The sequence below is a fragment of the Nitrospirillum iridis genome (genome assembly GCF_014205765.1).
GTDB lineage: Bacteria > Pseudomonadota > Alphaproteobacteria > Azospirillales > Azospirillaceae > Nitrospirillum > Nitrospirillum iridis.
On the sequence record NZ_JACIIZ010000002.1, the window covers coordinates 285,932 to 303,309 of the forward strand.

13 protein-coding genes are annotated in these 17,378 nt (G+C 67.7%); 9 read left to right on the top strand and 4 right to left on the bottom strand.

From position 1 onward, the window contains the following. Positions 1 to 190 precede the first annotated feature (190 nt). Together FHS74_RS04300 and FHS74_RS04305 are read right to left on the bottom strand one after the other, a co-directional pair. Positions 191 to 3,103: a TonB-dependent receptor gene (locus FHS74_RS04300; RefSeq protein ID WP_211106100.1), complete on the bottom strand. Its 2,913-nt coding sequence runs from the start codon at positions 3,101 to 3,103 to the stop codon at positions 191 to 193. 530 nt (positions 3,104 to 3,633) lie between these two features. Next, positions 3,634 to 5,247 (bottom strand): carboxylesterase/lipase family protein, encoded by a 1,614-nt coding sequence (locus FHS74_RS04305; RefSeq protein WP_246462908.1) that lies wholly within the window; start codon positions 5,245 to 5,247, stop codon positions 3,634 to 3,636. A 97-nt stretch (positions 5,248 to 5,344) separates the two neighbouring features. On the opposite strand from FHS74_RS04305, the gene FHS74_RS04310 reads away from it, so the two are divergent. The 8 genes from FHS74_RS04310 to FHS74_RS04345 all read left to right on the top strand — a co-directional run bounded on the left by FHS74_RS04310 (position 5,345) and on the right by FHS74_RS04345 (position 14,501). Continuing rightward, positions 5,345 to 6,361 carry an alpha/beta hydrolase gene (locus FHS74_RS04310; RefSeq protein WP_184797800.1) on the top strand — a complete coding sequence of 339 codons (1,017 nt, stop codon included), beginning with the start codon at positions 5,345 to 5,347 and terminating at the stop codon, positions 6,359 to 6,361. A 200-nt stretch (positions 6,362 to 6,561) separates the two neighbouring features. Next, positions 6,562 to 7,578: a sugar kinase gene (locus FHS74_RS04315; RefSeq protein WP_211106101.1), complete on the top strand. Its 1,017-nt coding sequence runs from the start codon at positions 6,562 to 6,564 to the stop codon at positions 7,576 to 7,578. 23 nt (positions 7,579 to 7,601) lie between these two features. Further along, positions 7,602 to 9,098: a mannitol dehydrogenase family protein gene (locus tag FHS74_RS04320; protein WP_184797802.1), complete on the top strand. Its 1,497-nt coding sequence runs from the start codon at positions 7,602 to 7,604 to the stop codon at positions 9,096 to 9,098. Between the two features lie 207 nt (positions 9,099 to 9,305). Next, the gene (locus FHS74_RS04325; protein ID WP_184797803.1) at positions 9,306 to 10,124 is read left to right on the top strand and encodes a 2-keto-4-pentenoate hydratase; all 819 of its coding nucleotides are present in this window, start codon (positions 9,306 to 9,308) and stop codon (positions 10,122 to 10,124) included. A 55-nt stretch (positions 10,125 to 10,179) separates the two neighbouring features. Further along, a complete protein-coding gene (locus FHS74_RS04330) occupies positions 10,180 to 11,175 on the top strand; it encodes a TRAP transporter substrate-binding protein (RefSeq protein WP_184797805.1) in 996 nt (331 codons plus the stop codon). A gap of 3 nt (positions 11,176 to 11,178) precedes the next feature. Then, complete coding sequence (locus tag FHS74_RS04335) at positions 11,179 to 11,703, top strand: TRAP transporter small permease (protein WP_246462909.1); 525 nt, start codon at positions 11,179 to 11,181, stop codon at positions 11,701 to 11,703. A gap of 4 nt (positions 11,704 to 11,707) precedes the next feature. Beyond that, positions 11,708 to 12,988: a TRAP transporter large permease gene (locus tag FHS74_RS04340; RefSeq protein WP_184797807.1), complete on the top strand. Its 1,281-nt coding sequence runs from the start codon at positions 11,708 to 11,710 to the stop codon at positions 12,986 to 12,988. A 196-nt stretch (positions 12,989 to 13,184) separates the two neighbouring features. After that, on the top strand, positions 13,185 to 14,501 hold the full coding sequence (locus tag FHS74_RS04345; protein ID WP_184797809.1) for a carbohydrate porin: 1,317 nt from the start codon (positions 13,185 to 13,187) through the stop codon (positions 14,499 to 14,501). A 3-nt stretch (positions 14,502 to 14,504) separates the two neighbouring features. On the opposite strand, the gene FHS74_RS04350 is transcribed toward FHS74_RS04345, so the two are convergent. Continuing rightward, positions 14,505 to 15,524 carry an oxidoreductase gene (locus FHS74_RS04350; protein ID WP_184797811.1) on the bottom strand — a complete coding sequence of 340 codons (1,020 nt, stop codon included), beginning with the start codon at positions 15,522 to 15,524 and terminating at the stop codon, positions 14,505 to 14,507. A gap of 100 nt (positions 15,525 to 15,624) precedes the next feature. Between FHS74_RS04350 and FHS74_RS04355 the strand changes: the two genes are divergently transcribed. After that, positions 15,625 to 16,554 carry an AraC family transcriptional regulator gene (locus tag FHS74_RS04355; protein WP_211106102.1) on the top strand — a complete coding sequence of 310 codons (930 nt, stop codon included), beginning with the start codon at positions 15,625 to 15,627 and terminating at the stop codon, positions 16,552 to 16,554. Positions 16,555 to 16,602: 48 nt separating this feature from the next. Here FHS74_RS04355 and kduD read toward each other — a convergent pair whose 3' ends face one another. Then, a complete protein-coding gene (kduD, locus tag FHS74_RS04360) occupies positions 16,603 to 17,364 on the bottom strand; it encodes a 2-dehydro-3-deoxy-D-gluconate 5-dehydrogenase KduD (protein WP_184797815.1) in 762 nt (253 codons plus the stop codon). Between the last annotated feature and the right edge of the window lie 14 nt (positions 17,365 to 17,378).

Genomic DNA, 17,378 nt, shown 5'->3' on the forward strand with positions numbered 1-17,378 from the left:
AGTGAACCATGCGCCCCGGCGCGATACAACCGATAGACAGATGGCAGAAGAAAACGCGCGCCGAACGGGTGCCGGCGCGCGTCTGGGAAGTTGGGCACAAATGAAGGTCTCATGAGGCTACGGGGGAAAAACCGTGGCGCCGCCTCACCCGCGCCACGGCTGTTCAAAAAGGGTCAAGACGGATGCGCGATCAGTATTTGAACGAGAAGCCCGCCTCATAGATGCGGCCGGTGCAGTTGTAGTAGTTTAGCCGGTTGACGGTGCCGACATATTGGTCGTTGCACTCGTTCGTCAGGTTGATGGCATTGAACATGAAGGTCAGGCGTTCGTCGACGGCGTAGGAGGAGGCGAAGTCGACGTTCATCGTGGAGTTCGTGCCTTCCACGTCGTTACCGTTGCGGCCCGGCACCTGGGTCAGATAGCCACTGCGGTAAGCCGCCGAGATGCGGGCGCTGAACACCTTGTCATCATAATACAGGGTGCCGTTGTAGGCGTTCTTGGACAGGCCCACCAGATCGGCCAGCGTGGTGGTGGTCGACGTCGCCGACAACAGATAGTTGATGCGCGATTCCACGTAGGTGTAGTTCAGCAGGATGCCGAAATTGCTCCAGTAATCCGGCAGGAAGCTGAACGGCTGCTGGAAGTTCACTTCCAGGCCCTTGAGGTCACCACCCTTGGTGTTGACGGGGGTGCTGAAGGTGAAGACCTCGTTGCCGGTCAGACCGGTGCCGTTGAGCAGGCTGAGCGGCAGGCCGGAACTGTTGTAGACCTTGTTCTCGCTCAGGGTCTGCACATAGCTGTTGATGTCCTTGTAGAACAAGCCAAGGGAGATCAGGGCGCCCGGCTGGTAGTAGTATTCGAAGGACACGTCCGCGGTGTTGGCACGGATGGGCTTCAGATAGGGGTTGCCGGAGGTGACTGTCCGGTTGGTTCCGGCGACGTTGACGCTGCCACCCGGGTTCAGGCCGCTCAAATCGTTGCGCACCATCACCTTGGCCAGGCCGACACGCACCAGGAAATCGTCGGTGACATCGCCGACCAGGTTCAGGGACGGCAACACGTCATGATAGTCGGTGCCGACCGTCACCCAGGTGGGCGTGCTGCCCACCGCCTGGTAACCGGACGAACTCTGGTCGGTGGTGACGAAGCGCACGCCGACGTCGCCGCGGATGGGCAGGCCAAGCCGATCGGTCTTGAACGTGGCCTGGGTATAGGCGCCGTAGTCCTTTTCCTCCACCGCGTAGTTGCTGCCCAGCGAGCCGGTACCCGTCTGGCTGACGGCGAAGGTGCCGGTCTTGCTGTAGATGTTCAGCGCGTTGGCGAAGGCGTCGATGTCGGCCACCAGCCAGTTGCTGGGCGTGCCCGCCGGGGCGAAGCCGGCCACGCCGCCGCCAAGCTTGGTCAGGCTGGCCAGCGTCACACCCGACGGCAGGGTCGGCACGGCGATTTCCGAGGCGCGGGTCTTGTTGTAGGTGGAGAAGCCGAAATCCTTGAACTGGAAGCCGGCCTTCAGCGTGATCTCGTTGGTGAGATCATATTCGAAGTCCAAATCGCCATTGCCGTAGGTGTTTTGCGTGCCGTTGGGACGCAGGCGGATGTTGGATAGGCCGTTCACCAGGCTCCAGTTCGCCGGATTGGTGACATCGAAACCATAGGACAGGACCGGCAGGCGGCTGTTGGCGCGGTAGTCGTAGGAATAGCCGTTGCTGCCCGTACGGTCCAAGGTGATGGTGGTCTGGACCGGGTTGTTGAAGGCGGAGACGGAATAGCCGCCCAGCGCGTTCATGCGGAAGTTGGGGGAGAATTTGTGCTTGATGTTCAGCGTTTCCTGGCCGAACTGGGTGCTGAGCACGTCGTAGCGCGCTTCCGAGCGGATACCGACATTGTTGAAGGTGCCGGCCACCAAGTTGCCATTCGAATCCAGCGTGCCGGAGGTGATCTGCATGACCGGCTTGCCGGTGACGATGCTGCCCACCGTGGTGCGCGACTGGCTGAAGCTGATGGCCTCCAGATCGTTCTGGGTGCGGGTGCCCCACAGGTCGGAGAACACGCCGTCCAGGCTGATCTCGGTGTCCTCATCCGGCTTGTACTGCAGGGAGGTCACCAGGCCGGCGCGGCTCTGGTTGTACTCATAGACACTGTAGCGCGGGATGCGCGGCATGTAGACGTTGGCGCCATTCACAGCCGACAGGGAGGATGGCGCGGTGACGCCGCCGTTATAGGAACCGGAGGCGTTGGAGGCGTTGGAGGCCCAGCGCGTGGTTTCCGAACTCAGCTGCTGGGTGTCGCGCTTGGAATAGGACAGGCCCACCAGCAGGCCCAGCTTGCCGTCGGCGAAGGTGTCGCTGACCAGGAGGGCGCCGTTGGGCTGCTTGCTCTTGTTCTGGTCGTTGTAGGTGACCTTCGAATTGATGGCCAGCTTGAAGCCGCCGAAATCCAGCGGATGGGGGGTGGACAGGTCCACGCCGGCGCCCAGCGAGCCTTCCTCCTGATCCGCCGACTGCGTCTTGTGGACGGTCAAGTTGCTGAACAGGTCGGAACCGAAGACGTTGAAGTCGAAGGCGCGGGAGCGGTTGTTGCCGCCCTGGGCGTCGGAGCTGCCGGTGGTGGCGATGGCGTCCATGCCGTTGATGCGCACCCGGGTGAAGGCCGGGCCCAGGCCGCGCACGGAGATCTGGCGCCCCTCACCGGCGTCGCGGGTGATGGCGATGCCGGGGATACGCTGCAATGACTCCGCCAGATTCTTGTCGGGGAACTTGGCGATGTCTTCCGCGATGATGCTGTCGACCACGCCGGAGCTTTCGCGCTTCGCCTGCAGGGCCACGTTCAGGCTGCGGCGGAAGCCGGTGACCACGATCTCGTCCAGCGCGTCGCTGCCCGGTGCGGCGACCCCTTGCGCCGCCGCCGGCGCCGCCTGGGCCTGTTCCGCCGGTGCCGTCACCTGATCGGCGGCTGCGGCCACCTGGGGCGCGGCCTGGTCGGCGGTTTGGGCCGCCCGGGCTTCCCCGGCGGCTCCCCCGGCGCTCAAAGCCAGCAGCAGCGCCGCCCAGGACACGCGGGTGGACAGTTTGTGGCGCCGCGCCCGGCTCATGGTCTTGAGCATTTGACGAATTCCTCCATAGCCTTGTTGTTTTGCTTTGCCGGCAAGCGCCGCGCCCGGAAACGCTGGCCGGTTCCCCCCGGCCAAAGTGTTCCCAGAAAAACCAGACGTTGTCGCCTGGTGCGGCACCCGTCCGACCTCCCCGTCCGTCCGGCCCATTATTGGGACCGGTGTCAATTTTAATCCGCCCCTTAAGCCCGGCGTGCCGCCGACGCCACGGGGCGGCGCTCAAGCGTCATCAGCGCCGCGTGCGCGGTCGTTGGCTCGCCTGATATCCAAGTCGTTCATTCAGAAAAATTGATCGGGCGTGGCAGCCACCCTTGGCGCCGCAGCCCATGCCTTTGTGTGATGGCATCCCACACCCCTCCCGTATCGTCGGCATCTTTGGGCCCGTTTCGAGCCATCGCCGTTGCCGCTAAAATGACACCGGTTACCGGCCGATGCAAGCACCAAGAGTTGTTTATCGCGACATCTTGTCCCCGCCCCCGTGCCATCAGGAGAAACGTGCGGTATTTCAGGGGCTTGAGTGTCAATCAGGTGCCCTGCTGGGTGAAGGGGACACGGGCGAAAAGCCGGCGCTCGGCCCCACGCGGGTCCTGTTCCAGGCGCGAGTCCAGGTCGAACACCATGGTTTCGCGTCCCGCGAGCGTATAGGGCGTCCAGCGCGGGGTGCCGGCGGCGTTGGGATCGCCGGTGCGGGCGAAGGCGATGAAAGCGGTGCTCATCCGCTCCGCCATGCGCCGCGCCCCGGCCCCGTCAGTGGACAGGGCGTCGGGCACGCCGGTGTTGTCGAACACCAGGGGGATATCCAGCGTATGCGGCGCCCGCCACTTGCCACTGTCCTTGGGCGTTCCCCAATTCAGCTGGTATGCATAGGTGGGCGCCGCCCCCGTCTGCGCCGCCCGCAATTCAGCCTCGATCACGGCGGCACGCCAGGAGCGGCCGGCCGTGGTGGCGGCGAAGAAGACCTCGCTTGGGCTGTAATCGGGGTAAAGGCGGCGGTATTCGGTCACCACCAGGTCCGGGTTGATGTCCACCCGCATATGCTTGGTCAGCAAGGCCGGCACTTGCTCCCAGGTCAGGCTGAATGTGGCGGGATCGCTGCCGCCGATCAGCAAGCGGGTCTCATCATGTGTGTTGCCGATGATCATGGGAATGCCGGCCGACTGCGCCGGGGCGTCGGGATAGAAGGGATGACGGACCAACACCTGGTCATCAAGGACCGGCCCCCAATAAAGCCCGCCCATGCCTTGGCCCCCGACTCCGGCGATGGGATCGGCCGTGTTCAGCGCCGACAACAGCTTGTCCATCGGCACGGTGGCCACCTCCCCCGCCCGCTCCGGCGTCAGGCCCAAGGCCGCCAGATAGGCGGTGGCGCGCGCCGTGGCGTTCAGAGGCCCCGAGGCCGTCACCTGCTGGCCGCTCATGGTCGCGGCCCGATGGAACAGGCCCTGGGCCGCCGGCGTCGCCATCAACGTGGCGATCTTGGCGCCGCCGCCGGACTGGCCGAACAGCATGACCCGGCCAGGATCGCCGCCAAAGGCGGCGATATTGTCGCGCACCCAGCGCAGCGCCAGCACCAGGTCAAGGATGCCGGCATTGCCCGACCGGGCGTAGGCGGGGCCGGCCAGGCGGCCCAGATAGAGATGGCCGAAGGCGTTCAGGCGGTGGTTCAGGGTCACCACCACCACGTCGCCCCGCTGCGCCAACCGCGTGCCGTCATACAGCGGGTCGCCGCCCGAACCGTGGGAATAGGCGCCGCCGTGGATGTAGACCATGACCGGCCGGTCGCCCCCGGCCCTGGCCTCTGGCGTCCAGACGTTCAGGAACAGGCAATCCTCCGACAAGGGCTCGGTGAAACGGGTCTGGGGACAGGCGGCGCCATAGGTCAACGCGTCCTTGATATCGGTCCACGCGGCCGGCGGCTGTGGCGGCTGGAAGCGGCGGGGGCCGGTGTCGGCGCCATAGCGGATGCCCTTGAAGACATGGATGCCGTCCTGGTGGGCACCCCGCACCCGGCCGTGGCGGGTGGTGACCACGGGGGCGGCGGCGGCCTGGGCCCGCGGGGACAGCGCCAGCGCGGCGGCCGCGCCCCCGCCCAGCGCCAGGACCTGTCGACGATTGGCGTCTCCCCAAAGTGATGACAAGGAGACGCGACTTTCCGCTTGGCGGAACGGTCGGAGCGGGTCCATGTTTCCTCCCAATTACTTTTATGGCCGACGCTCAAGAACAGGGAGGCTCGCCATGGACCATACCCGTCTCGACCTCGGGTCGATATATGACACCGGTTTCCGTTCTTTTGTGAAGAGGGCATTTTCCGCCTGCGTCCTGGTGACGGGACTGTTGGCGGCGACCGGCAATGCCGGGGCGGACGACCTGCCCCCGCCCTTTCCCATCTGGCCGGCGGGCACGGGCCCGGGGTCGGAAGGCGTGGCCATGACGGAAACGGTGGTGGAGCGCAGCGCCGACACCACCGTCCTGCGCGACCGCTACACCCTCGGCATCACCCGCCCCCACCTGTCGCTCTACCGCCCGGCCCACCCCAACGGCACCGCCCTGCTGGTCATGCCCGGCGGCGGCTATCGCTGGGTGGTGGTGGACAAGGAGGGGGACGAGATCGGCCGTCGACTGAGCGCCGCCGGCATCACCGTCTTCGTGCTGGCCTACCGCCTGCCGGGTGAGGGCCACGCCCATGGCGCCGACGTCCCCCTGCAGGATGCGCAGCGCGCCCTGCGCCTGATCCGGGCCCGCGCGGCGGAGTGGGGCGTCGACCCGCACAAGGTGGGCGCCCTGGGCTTTTCGGCCGGCGGCCATGTCGCCGGCAGCCTGGGCACCCGCTACGATGCGTCGGTGTACGCCCCCCAGGACGCGGTGGACCAGCAAAGCGCCCGGCCCGACTTCCTGGCCCTGATCTACCCCGTGGCCAGCATGGACCCGGCCATCGCCCATAAGGGCTCACGCACGCAATTGCTGGGCGAGGCGCCGACACCGGCCCAGGATGCGGCCTATTCCACCGACCGGACGGTGACGGCCCGGACCCCACCCACCTTCCTGGTGCATGCCGACGATGATCCGTCCGTGCCGGTGGAGAACAGCCTGCGCTTCTATTCAGCCTTGCGCGCCGCCCGGGTGCCGGCGGAAATGCACCTCTTTCAGAAAGGGGGACACGGCTTCGGCATTCGCGGCGCCACGGGGCTGCCGGCCGCGGCATGGCCGGACCTTTACATCGCCTGGGTGCGTGGCCTAGGGATGATGCCGTGATGGTCTTACCGTGCCGGAAAGGCCGCCTTTATTGTCACCGGTGTCAATTGGTCATTGATCCGGTCCGGTCCCGCTGGCAGGATAAGAACCCAAAGCCTGCCTGTCAGACGGGCGCGGGAGGACGCGGGGGACGGCCATGACCGCCCACGACAGCGACCAGGATTGGCCAGGATTGGATGAATGAGATGGGTGGGCCTGTGATGCGCGGTCATGTCGTGGTGTTCGGGGAACTGCTCCTGCGCCTGGCCGCCCCCGGTCATGAGCTGCTGCTGCAAAGTCCCGGCCTGACGGCCCTGTTCGGTGGGGCGGAGGCCAATGTCGGCGTCGGCCTGGCATCGTTCGGCCATACCGTCCGCGCCGTCAGCACCCTGCCCGACAACGCCATCGGCCGCGCCTGCGCCGGCGAGCTGCGCCGCCACGGCGTGGGCACGGACGGCATCCGCCACACGGATGGCCGCATGGGCCTGTATTTCCTGTCGGCCGGTGCCGTCACCCGGCCGTCGGAGGTGATCTACGACCGCGCCCGGTCCGCCTTCGCGGAGGCCGATCCGGCGGGCTATGACTGGCAAGCCCTGCTGGCCGGCGCCGACTGGCTGCACATCTGCGGCATCACGCCCGCCGTCAGCCCGCAGGCGGAAACGGCGGCCCGCGCCGCCCTGCAGGCCGCCCGCGCCATCGGCCTCAAGGTGTCCTTCGACTGCAACTACCGGCAGAAGCTGTGGACGGCGCGCGGCGGCAACGCCCCGGCCATCCTGCGCGGCTTCATCGAGCAGTGCGACCTGCTGTTCGCCAATGAGCGCGACGCCGCCCTGCTGCTGGACCTGGACGTGGACAAGCTGGAGGAGGCGGCGCGCTTCCCCGCCGCCGCCCAGGCCCTGTTCGACACCTGCCCCCGCCTGCAAACCATCGCCACCACCGTGCGCAGCCACCATGGCGTCGACCATCAGGACCTCTATGGCAGGCTGGCCACCCGGCACAGCCTGCATCAGAGCCGCACGCATGCGCTGGCCGGCATCGTCGATCGCATCGGCAGCGGCGACGCCTACGCCGCCGGCTTGCTGCATGGCCTGATCCGGGGTTGGGAACCGGACCGCGCCCTGGCCTTCGCCATCGCCGCCGCCGCCCTGAAGCATTCCATTCCCGGCGACGCCCTGCCCCTGTCCGAGGCCGACATCCTGGCCGCCCAGGACGCCGGTGGGCTGGACGTCCGTCGCTGATCCCCCTTCGGAGCCCAAGCCTGATGACCGCGCCCCTGTCCGACGCCAGCCTGTCCGTCGCCACCCTGCCCACCCTGCCCCCGTCCGTGGCCCGGCCCGGCTATGACCGGGCGGCATGCGGCATCGGCATCGTCCATTTCGGCCCGGGCGCCTTCCACCGCGCCCACCAGGCGGTCTACACCGACGACGCCCTGGCGTTGGCGGCCCATGATCCGGACCAGCGCGACTGGGCCATCAGCGCCGTGTCGCTGAAAAGCCCCGGCGTGCGCGACGCCCTGGTGCCCCAGGATGGGCTCTACACCCTGGTGACCCTGGACCGCGCCATCGGCCACCGGGTCATCGGTTCCATCCGCGAGGTGCTGTGCGCGCCGGAAGCGCCGGGCCAGGTGCTGGCCCGCCTCGCCGCGCCGGCCACCCGCATCGTCACCATCACCGTGACGGAAAAGGGTTATTGCCTGACCTCCGCCGGTGACCTGGACACCGCCCATCCCGACATCGCCCACGACCTGGCGCACCCGGAGGCGCCGGTCAGTGTCATCGGTTACATCGTCGCCGGCCTGCGCCGCCGCCGGGCCGCCGGCCTGCCGCCCTATACCGTCATCAGTTGCGACAACATGACGGACAATGGCCGGCGCCTGGGCCGCGCCACGACCCAATACGCCACCGCCATCGATGCGGATCTGGGCGCCTGGGTGGGTGACCATGTCACCTTCCCCAGCACCATGGTGGACAGCATCACACCCGCCACCGACGACGCCTTGCGCCAGCGGGTGCGGGACGCCACCGGCCTGGCCGACGCCTGGCCCATCCAGCGCGAGGCCTTCACCCAATGGGTGATCGAGGACCGCTTCTGCAATGGCCGTCCCGCCTGGGATCGGGCGGGTGTCATCCTGACCAACGATGTCGGCGCCTTCGGCCGGGCCAAGCTGCGCCTGTTGAACGGGCCGCATTCGGCGTTGGCCTACCTGGGCAGCCTGGCCGGGGTGGAGACGGTGGCGGATGCCATGACCACGCCGGAACTGGCGGGCTTCCTGGAACGGCTGATGCTGCGGGACGTGCTGCCCACCGTCACCCCGCCCCAGGGATATGACCTGGCGCTCTATGCCCAGCAGATCCTGGAACGCTTCCGCAACCCCGCCATCCGCCACCTGCTGGCCCAGATCGCCTGGGACGGGTCGCAGAAGCTGCCCTACCGGCTGTTCGGCGTTATCGAGGACCTGTTGGCCCAAGGCCTATCCATCACCCGTCCCGCCCTGGTGGTGGCCGGCTGGATGCATTTCGTCCGCCGGCGCGCGCTCGATGGTGCCGGCCTGACCGACCCCCTGGCCACGACGCTGCTGGACATCGGCGGGCGCTGCGACGGTACGGCGGCCGATGTCGACCGCTTCCTGGCGCTCACCGCCATCTTCACCGGCCCGCTGGCCACCGACGCCCGCTTCCGCGCCGCGATCAGCGACGCGTACGCGCGGTTGGGCGATGGCGGACGGGCCGCCACGCTGGCCGCCATCGCCGCCGTTTGATCCCTGCAATCGGCTGATCCCGAGGGGCGGTCCACCCGTCCTTTCGTCCAGCCCCCAGATTGGCTTGTAAATGACACCGGTTTCCTTTAGACACGATGGACAAGAAATGACGGGATCCCAGGGAGGGTCGACCATGGCTCGGTGTGCCGTGCCTGCCGTTGCGGCAGCCATTGTCCGGGATGCGCAATTCAACCAGCCGGTGCGGTCATGACCGCCGCCTTTTCCCCCACCGCCGCCGCCGCGGCCTTCGTCGCGGCCCGTGCCGCCGCCACCGCCCTGCCGGGCTATCCGGGGCCCGCCCCGATCGATCTGGCGCAGGGCTACGCGGCGCAGGAGGCGGCCATCGCCCTGTGGCCCGACCGCATCGCCGGCTGGAAGATCGGCCGCATCCCCCTGGATTGGGAGGAGACGCTGGGCGAACCGCGCCTGGCCGGCCCCATCTTCGCCGCTAACGTCTGGATGGCGACGGACGCCATCCAGACCCCCTTCCCCGTCTTCGTCGGCGGGTTCGCCGCCGTGGAGGCCGAATACGTCTTCCGCCTGGGTGCCGACGCGCCCGAGGGCAAGACGGCCTGGACGGAGGATGAGGCGGCGGATCTGGTGGCGGCGCTGCACATCGGCATCGAACCGGCCGGCAGCCCCCTGGCCACCATCAACGACCTGGGCCCCCCGGTGGTGGTGTCGGACTTCGGCAACAACGCCGGTCTGATCCTGGGACCGGAGATCGCGGACTGGCGCGCCCGGGGCTGGGACAGCATGCGGTGCGAGACCTTCATCGACGGCGTGGCCGTGGGCGCCGGTGGCGCGCCCTCCATACCCGGCGGGCCCCTGTCCGCCCTGCGCTTCCTGGCCAGCCACTTGGCGGGCCGGGGGCGGCCCCTCAAGGCCGGTGACCTGATTTCCACCGGCGCCACCACCGGCATCCACGATATCGTGGCGGGACAGGAGGCCCGGGTGGATTTCGGTCGCGACGGCGTCCTGCACTGCCGGGCGGTGCCGGCGGCGGCGCCGAACACTCCACCCTGAGGGCGGCAAACGCCCACAGGGTTCCTAGACAATAAGAGCAAACGGGAGGGATGGATTGATCAAGCGCCGACAACTGCTGGGGGGCATCGCCGCCGGCATGGGCCTGGCGCTCGGGCCCGGCCGGGCCTGGGCCGGCGCCCCGCCACCCGGCACCTTCACCGCCTCCGACGTGCATGTGCAGGACTATCCCACCGTCCAGGCCATCCAATGGATCGGGGAGCAACTGGCCAAAGAGACGGACGGACGCCTGTCCATGCGCGTCTACCATTCCGGCCAGATTGGGCGGGAGAACGACACCATAGACCTGACGCGCTATGGCGCGCTGGACTTCACCCGGGTCAACTTCGCAGCACTGACCAACATCTTCCCCGTTTCCGGCGTGCTGACGCTGCCCTATGTCTTCGACGACACGGCGCACATGCGCAGGGCGCTGGATGGCGCCGTGGGGCGCGACCTGCTGGCGGCCTTGAGCCAGCGCGGCCTGGTGGCCGCCTGCTTCTATGACAGCGGCGCCCGCTGCATCTACAACGGCCGCCGGCCGGTGCATGAGCCGGGCGACCTGCACGGCATGAAGATCCGCGTGCCCCTGTCCGACATCTTCATGGCCATGACCCAGGCCATGGGCGCCAACCCCACGCCCCTGTCCTTCGGCGAGGTGTTCACGGCCCTGCAGACCCACCTGATCGACGGGGCGGAGAACAACTGGCCCAGCCTGGACTCCACCCGGCAGTTCGAGGTGGCGCACCATTGGGCGGAAACCCATCACTCGATGTCGCCGGAACTGCTGTTCATCTCCGAACGCAGCCTGCGGGCGCTGACCAAGGCGGACCGCGATCTGGTATTGGACCTGGCCGCCCGCTCCGTCCCCGTCATGCGCGATCTGTGGGACAAGGACGAGGCCGCGGCCAAGGCCCATTGCCTGGCCAATGGCGTGCGGGTGACGGAGGTGGACAAGGACGCTTTCCGTCGCGTGACCGAGCCGGTGCTGAAAAGCTATCTGGCAAACGCCGATATCCAGCAGTTCTACCGCCGCATCCGGCAGGAGGCCTGACCCATGCACGCGACCCACGCCGTGACCGCCCCCACCGGGCTGGTCGGCTCCATCCTGACCGGCCTGTCCCATGCCGCCACGGTGCTGGCCGCCATCGGCATGGTGGGGATGAGCCTGGCCGAAGGCTGGCAGGTCTTCGCCCGCTATGTCCTGAACGACAGCCCGGGCTGGACCGAACCCCTGACCCTGCTGTTCATGACCACCACCGCCCTGATGGGGGCCGCCGTCGCCGTGCGGCGGGAGACGCACTTCCGCTTTATCGCCTTGGCCCAGGTGGCCCCGCCGCGCGTGCAGGCGGCGCTGGCCGCGCTTTCCCGGCTGGTGGTGCTGGCCATCGGCGCGGCCCTGGCCATCTGGGGCTGGGACCTGATGACCGACAACTGGTCGGTCGCCATGCCGGGCACCGCCCTGCCGGAAGGACTGAACTACCTGCCCCTGTCACTGGGCGGCGCGCTGATCGCCCTGTTCGCCCTGGAACGGCTGGTGGTGGCCCTGCCCACCCCGCCCCATGTCATCGTGGAGGATTGAGCCCATGGACATCGCCATCCTCTTCGGCGCCTTCGCCATCCTGCTGCTGCTGGGCGTGCCGGTGGGCTTCTCCCTGGCCGCCGCCGCCGTCGCCGCCATCACCTATATGGGTTTGCCGCCCATGGTGCTGGTGCAGCAGATGACCTCGGGCATCAGTTCCACCGCCATGATCGCCATCCCGCTGTTCATTTTCGCCGGTGAACTGATGATGCGCGGTGGCATTTCCGAACGGCTGATCGGCCTGGCGTCGGCGCTGGTGGGCCATCTGCGCGGCGGGCTGGGTCAGGTGAACGTGGTGGCCTCCGCCTTTTTCGGCGGTGTCTCCGGCTCCGCCATCGCCGACGCCTCGGCCATCGGCGGCACCATGATCCCGCAGATGGTGGCCCGGGGATTTGACCGGGACTATGCCGTCAACGTCACCATCACCTCCGCCCTGGTGGCCCTGCTGGTGCCGCCCTCGCACAACATGATCCTCTATTCCGCGGCGGGTGGCGGCGGCATCTCCATCGCCGACCTGTTCGCCGCCGGCATCCTGCCGGCCGTGGTGATGGCGGCGGCCTTGATGATCACGACCTACCTCATCGCCCGCAAGCGCGGCTATGCGGTGGAACCCTTCCCCGGCCTCAGGGTGGTGGGCCGCCGCCTGCTGTCCGCCTGCCCCGGTTTGGCTCTGGTGGTGCTGGTGTTCGGCGGCGTGCGCGCCGGCATCTTCACCGCGGTGGAAAGTGCGGCCATCGCCGTGGTGTACGCCGTCATCATCACGGTCGCGGTCTATCGCCGCCTGACCTGGGCGGACTTCAAGGAGTGCTGCGCCGGTTCCGCCCACACCACCGGCATCATCCTGTTCATGATCGGGGCGGCCAGCGTCTTCGGCTGGCTGATGTCCTATCTGCAGGTGCCGGCGGCGGCTGTCGCCGCGCTGAAGGCCCTGGCCGACAGCAAGGTGATGGTGCTGCTGATCATGAACGTGATCCTGCTGCTGCTCAGCACCTTCATGGACATGGGCCCCAAGATCATCATCTGCACCCCCATCTTCCTGCCGGTGGCCAAGGCCTTCGGCATCGACCCGGTGCAATTCGGCGTCATCATGATGCTGAATGGCGGCATCGGCCTGATCACGCCCCCCATCGGCTCCGTCCTGTTCGTCGGCAGCGCCATCGGCAAGGTCCCGGTGGGCCAGCTGATGCGCTCCATCTGGCCGTTTTATTTAGCCGCAGGTGTGGTGCTGATGCTGGTCTCCTATATCCCCTTCCTATCCCTGTGGCTGCCCAATGCTATGAAATAACGTCACCAACGTTATGAAATAACAGAACAATTCAGGAGCGATGCGACAAAACGTCCGACTTGCCTAAACCAATGGATGGGCGCATATCGCCCGCCGGAAGCCTAGAACGACTTCCCTTCCTAACGCAAAACCGTAACGGAACTTTGCCAAAGGAGGATGGTTGAAAAATTCACGTTGCGGCGGGCGAGTTATTTAAATGAAAATGCTTCTCACCATCACACCCCTCCTGGTGTTCTCTTGCGGCGCGGCGCTGGCCGACGAGGCTGACCTGCCCGAGGCGGAGACCGTCAGCCTGCACGGCCAGTTCACCTTGGTGGAGCAGTACCATCCCTCCTTCACCTCGCCCTATCGCGGGGCCAACAGCATGGACCCGGGCGCCCGGGGCAATGAGACCATGGACGCCACGCTGTACGCCGGTGTCCGCCTGTGGCCGGGGATGGAGTTCTACGCCAATCCGGAGATCGACCAGGGCTTCGGTCTCAGTAACACCCTGGGGGCGGCCGGCTTCCCCAGCGCCGAAGCCTACAAGGTGGGGGAAAGCACGCCCTACATCCGCCTGGACCGGGCCTTTTTCCGTCAGACCTTCAACCTGGGCGGCGCGGTCCAGCCGCTGGAGGCCGGGGCCAATCAGCTAGGCGGCAGCCGCACGGCCGATAACCTGATCATCACGGCCGGCAAGTTCTCCGTCACCGACATCTTCGACACCAACAGCTACGCCCATGACCCGCGCAAGGATTTCCTGAACTGGACCCTGGTGGACAGCGGCGCCTTCGACTACGCCGCCGACGCCTGGGGCTACAGCTATGGCGCGGCGGCGGAATGGAGCCAGTCATGGTGGACCCTGCGCGCCGGCCTGTTCGACCTGTCGCGCGTACCCAACAACAAGGCGCTGCAGCGCGACTTCGGCCAATATGAACTGGTGGTCGAGGCGGAGGAACGGCACCAGCTGATGGGCCGCGACGGCAAGGTCAAGCTGCTGGTGTTCCAGAACCACGCCAACATGGGCGACTATGCCGACGCCCTGCGCCAGGCCGCGCTGACCGGCGGCACGCCGGACACCGGCAATGTGCGCCGCTATGCCACCCGCGCCGGCTTCGCCCTGAACGCGGAGCAGCAGATGGGCGACGATTGGGGCCTGTTCCTGCGCGCCAGCGCCAATGACGGCAGCAAGGAAGCCTACGAGTTCACCGACGTGAACAAGTCGGTCGCCGTGGGCGCCGCCGTGACCGGCACCTCCTGGGGCCGGGATAAGGACACCGCCGGCCTGGCGGGCGTGGTCAACATGCTGAACGCCGACGCCCGCGATTACCTGGCGGCCGGCGGTAACGGCATCCTGGTCGGCGACGGCCGCCTCAACTACAGCAGCGAACGCATTGTGGAGGCCTACTACAGCGTGGCCGTCTGGACCGGCATCAACCTGACCGTCGACTACCAGTTCATCGCCAATCCCGCCTACAACCGGGACCGTGGCCCGGCGAACGTGCTGGGCCTCCGGTTCCATGCGGAGATTTGAGGGTTACGCCGGCCGGAAGGTGATCCCCAACAGGCGCTCGCTGAGGTCCCACAGCTGGTCTGCCGCCGCCGGGTCGACGGCGTAGGGCAGCACGCCGGCCATGACTGCGCCGGGGCGGCGGGTGGTCGGGGTGCCCAGGGCGGCCTCCTCCCCCGGTCGCAGAAGCTGGGCGATATCGCAGTTCTCACAGTAGGCGCCGCCGTGGCCCTCCAGCTGCGGGCTGGTGGCGCACCAGACCGTGGTGGCCGCCCCTTGTGCGGTGGTCTTCAGGTTCCGCGCCGGGTCGCGGATGGCCTTGCCCTCTGCATCCAGCACGCCGAAGGCTTTCAGTTCATCCTGGGTCAGGTGGCGCTGCAGGTCCGTGTCCACGATACTACCGGGGTGGACGGAATAAGCGTGGACGCCATGGGCGGCACCGCGCGCCTCCAGCCCCAGGGCGAACAGGATGTTGGCCGTCTTGGCCTGGCCATAGGCCAACCAGCGGTCATATTCCCGCCGCTCGAAATTGGGGTCGTCGACCACGAGGGGGGAGAAGCGGTGCCCCAGGGAGGACAGGGAAACCACGCGCGCGCCGCCGGCCGCGCGCAGTGCCGGCCACAGCCGCGCCGTCAGCTGGAAGTGGCCCAGGTGGTTGGTGGCGAACTGCGCCTCTAACCCGCGCGCGTCGCGGGTCAGCGGGCAGGCCATGATGCCGGCGTTGTTGATCAGCAGATGCAGGGGCCGGCCGCTGGTCAGGAAGCCATCGGCGAAGGCGTCCATGGAGGTGGGATCCAGCAGATCGAGCGCCCCGATCTCCACACCCTCAAGCCCGGCCAGTGCGGCCTTGGCCTTGGGCAGGTCTCGCGCGGGAACGATGATGGTGGCGCCGGCTGATCGCAACGCCCGCACGGTCTCCAGCCCGATGCCGGCATAGCCGCCGGTGACGATCGCGATCTTGCCACTCAGATCAATGCCCTGAATGACCTCAAGGGCGTTGGAGGCAGCGCCGAAGCCGGAATGAAGGGGTTCCTGGCGTACAGGCATGACGGTTACCTTTGATGAAGCGAAGGGACCCCAAAAGTAAGCATGCCGGCCCGAACGATGAATGCTTGTCCGTTCGCTTTACTTGCGTGAAAATTCGAAAATGAGCCAGCCGACCCTCGACCCCTTTTCCGACCTTCTGAAATTCGCCGATGCCCAGACCGTGGTGTCGGGCGGTTTCACCGCTGGCGGCGCCTGGTGCATCCGTTTTCCGCCACCGGGCAAGATCAAATTCTTCGCCATCCTACGGGGCGGCGGCTGGCTGGATATCGAGGGGGAACCGGCGCCATATCGGCTGGCGGCGGGCGACGTGTTCCTGCTGCCGGCGCAGCGGCCCTTCCGGCTGGGCAGCGACTTGGCGACGCACCCGGTGGAGGCCAGGGCCGTCTTCGGTCCCAACGCCGGCTGCGGCATCCGGCAGGTGGGCGATGGTGACGACTTCTTCCTGCTGGGCGCCCATGTGGTACTGGACCCGGCGTGCGGCTGGCTGCTGGCCGACATCCTGCCGCCGGTGATCCTTTTGCGCCGCACGGCTCAAGAGGCCGACGGCCTGCACTGGCTGCTGGACCAGCTCGTGCGCGAGCATGCCGCCGACCTGCCGGGCGCGGGCATCGCCGCGGTACAGCTGGCCCACCTGCTGTTCATCCGCATCCTGCGCGCCCATCTGGTTGCGGGGAGGCCTCTGCCCGCCGGCTGGTTGCGCGCCGCCACCGACGCCCGCCTGGCACCGGCCCTACGGCTGATGCACGGCGATCCCGGCCGCGCCTGGCAACTGGGCGAACTGGCCAAGGCCGCCGCCATGTCACGCACCAGCTTTGCCACGCATTTCAAAGCGGTGGCCGGGATGCCGCCCCTGGCCTACCTGACCGCCTGGCGCATGCGATTGGCGGAGCGGGCCCTGAAGGAACAGGACGCGCCCGTGTCCGAACTGGCCCACCGCCTGGGTTATGCCTCCGAAAGCGCCTTCAGCAACGCCTTCAAGCGGGTGACTGGGGTGGGCCCGCGGCGCTATCGCAGCGCCCCAGGCTTATAAAGCGCCCCGCCGTCCTTTCCTGATGTCGGGTATCCGGTCTCCCGTTCTTTACCGCCCCAGCCATCCCCCATCCACGGCCAGCACGGTGCCGTGAACATAGTCGGCGGCGGATGACGCCAGGAACACCGCCGCGCCGCCCAGATCCTCCGGCCGGCCCCAGCGGGCGGCGGGGATGCGGGCCAGGATGTCGCGGTTGCGGCCCTCATCGTTGCGCAGGGCTTCGGTGTTGTTGGTGGCGAAATAGCCCGGCGCGATGGCGTTGACGTTGATGCCTTTGGCCGCCCACTCATTGGCCAACAGCTTGGTCAGGCCGGCGATGCCGCTCTTGCTGGCGGTGTAGGAGGCGACGCGGATGCCGCCCTGGAACGACAGCATGGAGGCGATGTTGATGATCTTGCCGCCCTCTCCCTGCTCCACCATCCGGCGCGCCGCCGCCTGGGCCAGGAAGAAGGGCGTCTTCAGATTGACGTTCATCACCAGATCCCAGTCGGCCTCCGAGAACTCCAACGCGTCGGCGCGGCGGATGGTGCCGGCGTTGTTGATCAGGATGTCCAGGCGGCCGAAGGCGGCCACGGCGCCGTCCACCACCGCCTGCACCACGCCGACGCTGTCCAGGTCGGCATGGACGAAGTGGAAGCGCCCCCCCAGCTCCGTCACCGCCTTTTGCGTATCGCTGGGCGTGCTGCGCCCCGCCGCCACGATGTCGGCGCCGGCCCGGGCCAGGGCCACGGCCAGGCCTTGCCCCAGGCCGGTGTTGGCGCCGGTGACCAGGGCCACGCGGCCCGTCAGGTCGAACGGGTTGAAAGCCATGGGATCGTCCTCCC

What these genes read in the sequence shown, in the direction of transcription:
- FHS74_RS04345 (WP_184797809.1), top strand. Translation starts at nt 13,185, where the DNA reads ATGAAAATGCTTCTCACCATCACACCCCTCCTGGTGTTCTCTTGCGGC.
- FHS74_RS04335 (WP_246462909.1), top strand. Translation starts at nt 11,179, where the DNA reads ATGCACGCGACCCACGCCGTGACCGCCCCCACCGGGCTGGTCGGCTCC.
- FHS74_RS04325 (WP_184797803.1), top strand. Translation starts at nt 9,306, where the DNA reads ATGACCGCCGCCTTTTCCCCCACCGCCGCCGCCGCGGCCTTCGTCGCG.
- FHS74_RS04310 (WP_184797800.1), top strand. Translation starts at nt 5,345, where the DNA reads ATGGACCATACCCGTCTCGACCTCGGGTCGATATATGACACCGGTTTC.
- FHS74_RS04315 (WP_211106101.1), top strand. Translation starts at nt 6,562, where the DNA reads ATGCGCGGTCATGTCGTGGTGTTCGGGGAACTGCTCCTGCGCCTGGCC.
- FHS74_RS04350 (WP_184797811.1), bottom strand. Translation starts at nt 15,524, where the DNA reads ATGCCTGTACGCCAGGAACCCCTTCATTCCGGCTTCGGCGCTGCCTCC.
- FHS74_RS04355 (WP_211106102.1), top strand. Translation starts at nt 15,625, where the DNA reads ATGAGCCAGCCGACCCTCGACCCCTTTTCCGACCTTCTGAAATTCGCC.
- FHS74_RS04300 (WP_211106100.1), bottom strand. Translation starts at nt 3,103, where the DNA reads ATGCTCAAGACCATGAGCCGGGCGCGGCGCCACAAACTGTCCACCCGC.
- FHS74_RS04340 (WP_184797807.1), top strand. Translation starts at nt 11,708, where the DNA reads ATGGACATCGCCATCCTCTTCGGCGCCTTCGCCATCCTGCTGCTGCTG.
- FHS74_RS04320 (WP_184797802.1), top strand. Translation starts at nt 7,602, where the DNA reads ATGACCGCGCCCCTGTCCGACGCCAGCCTGTCCGTCGCCACCCTGCCC.
- kduD (WP_184797815.1), bottom strand. Translation starts at nt 17,364, where the DNA reads ATGGCTTTCAACCCGTTCGACCTGACGGGCCGCGTGGCCCTGGTCACC.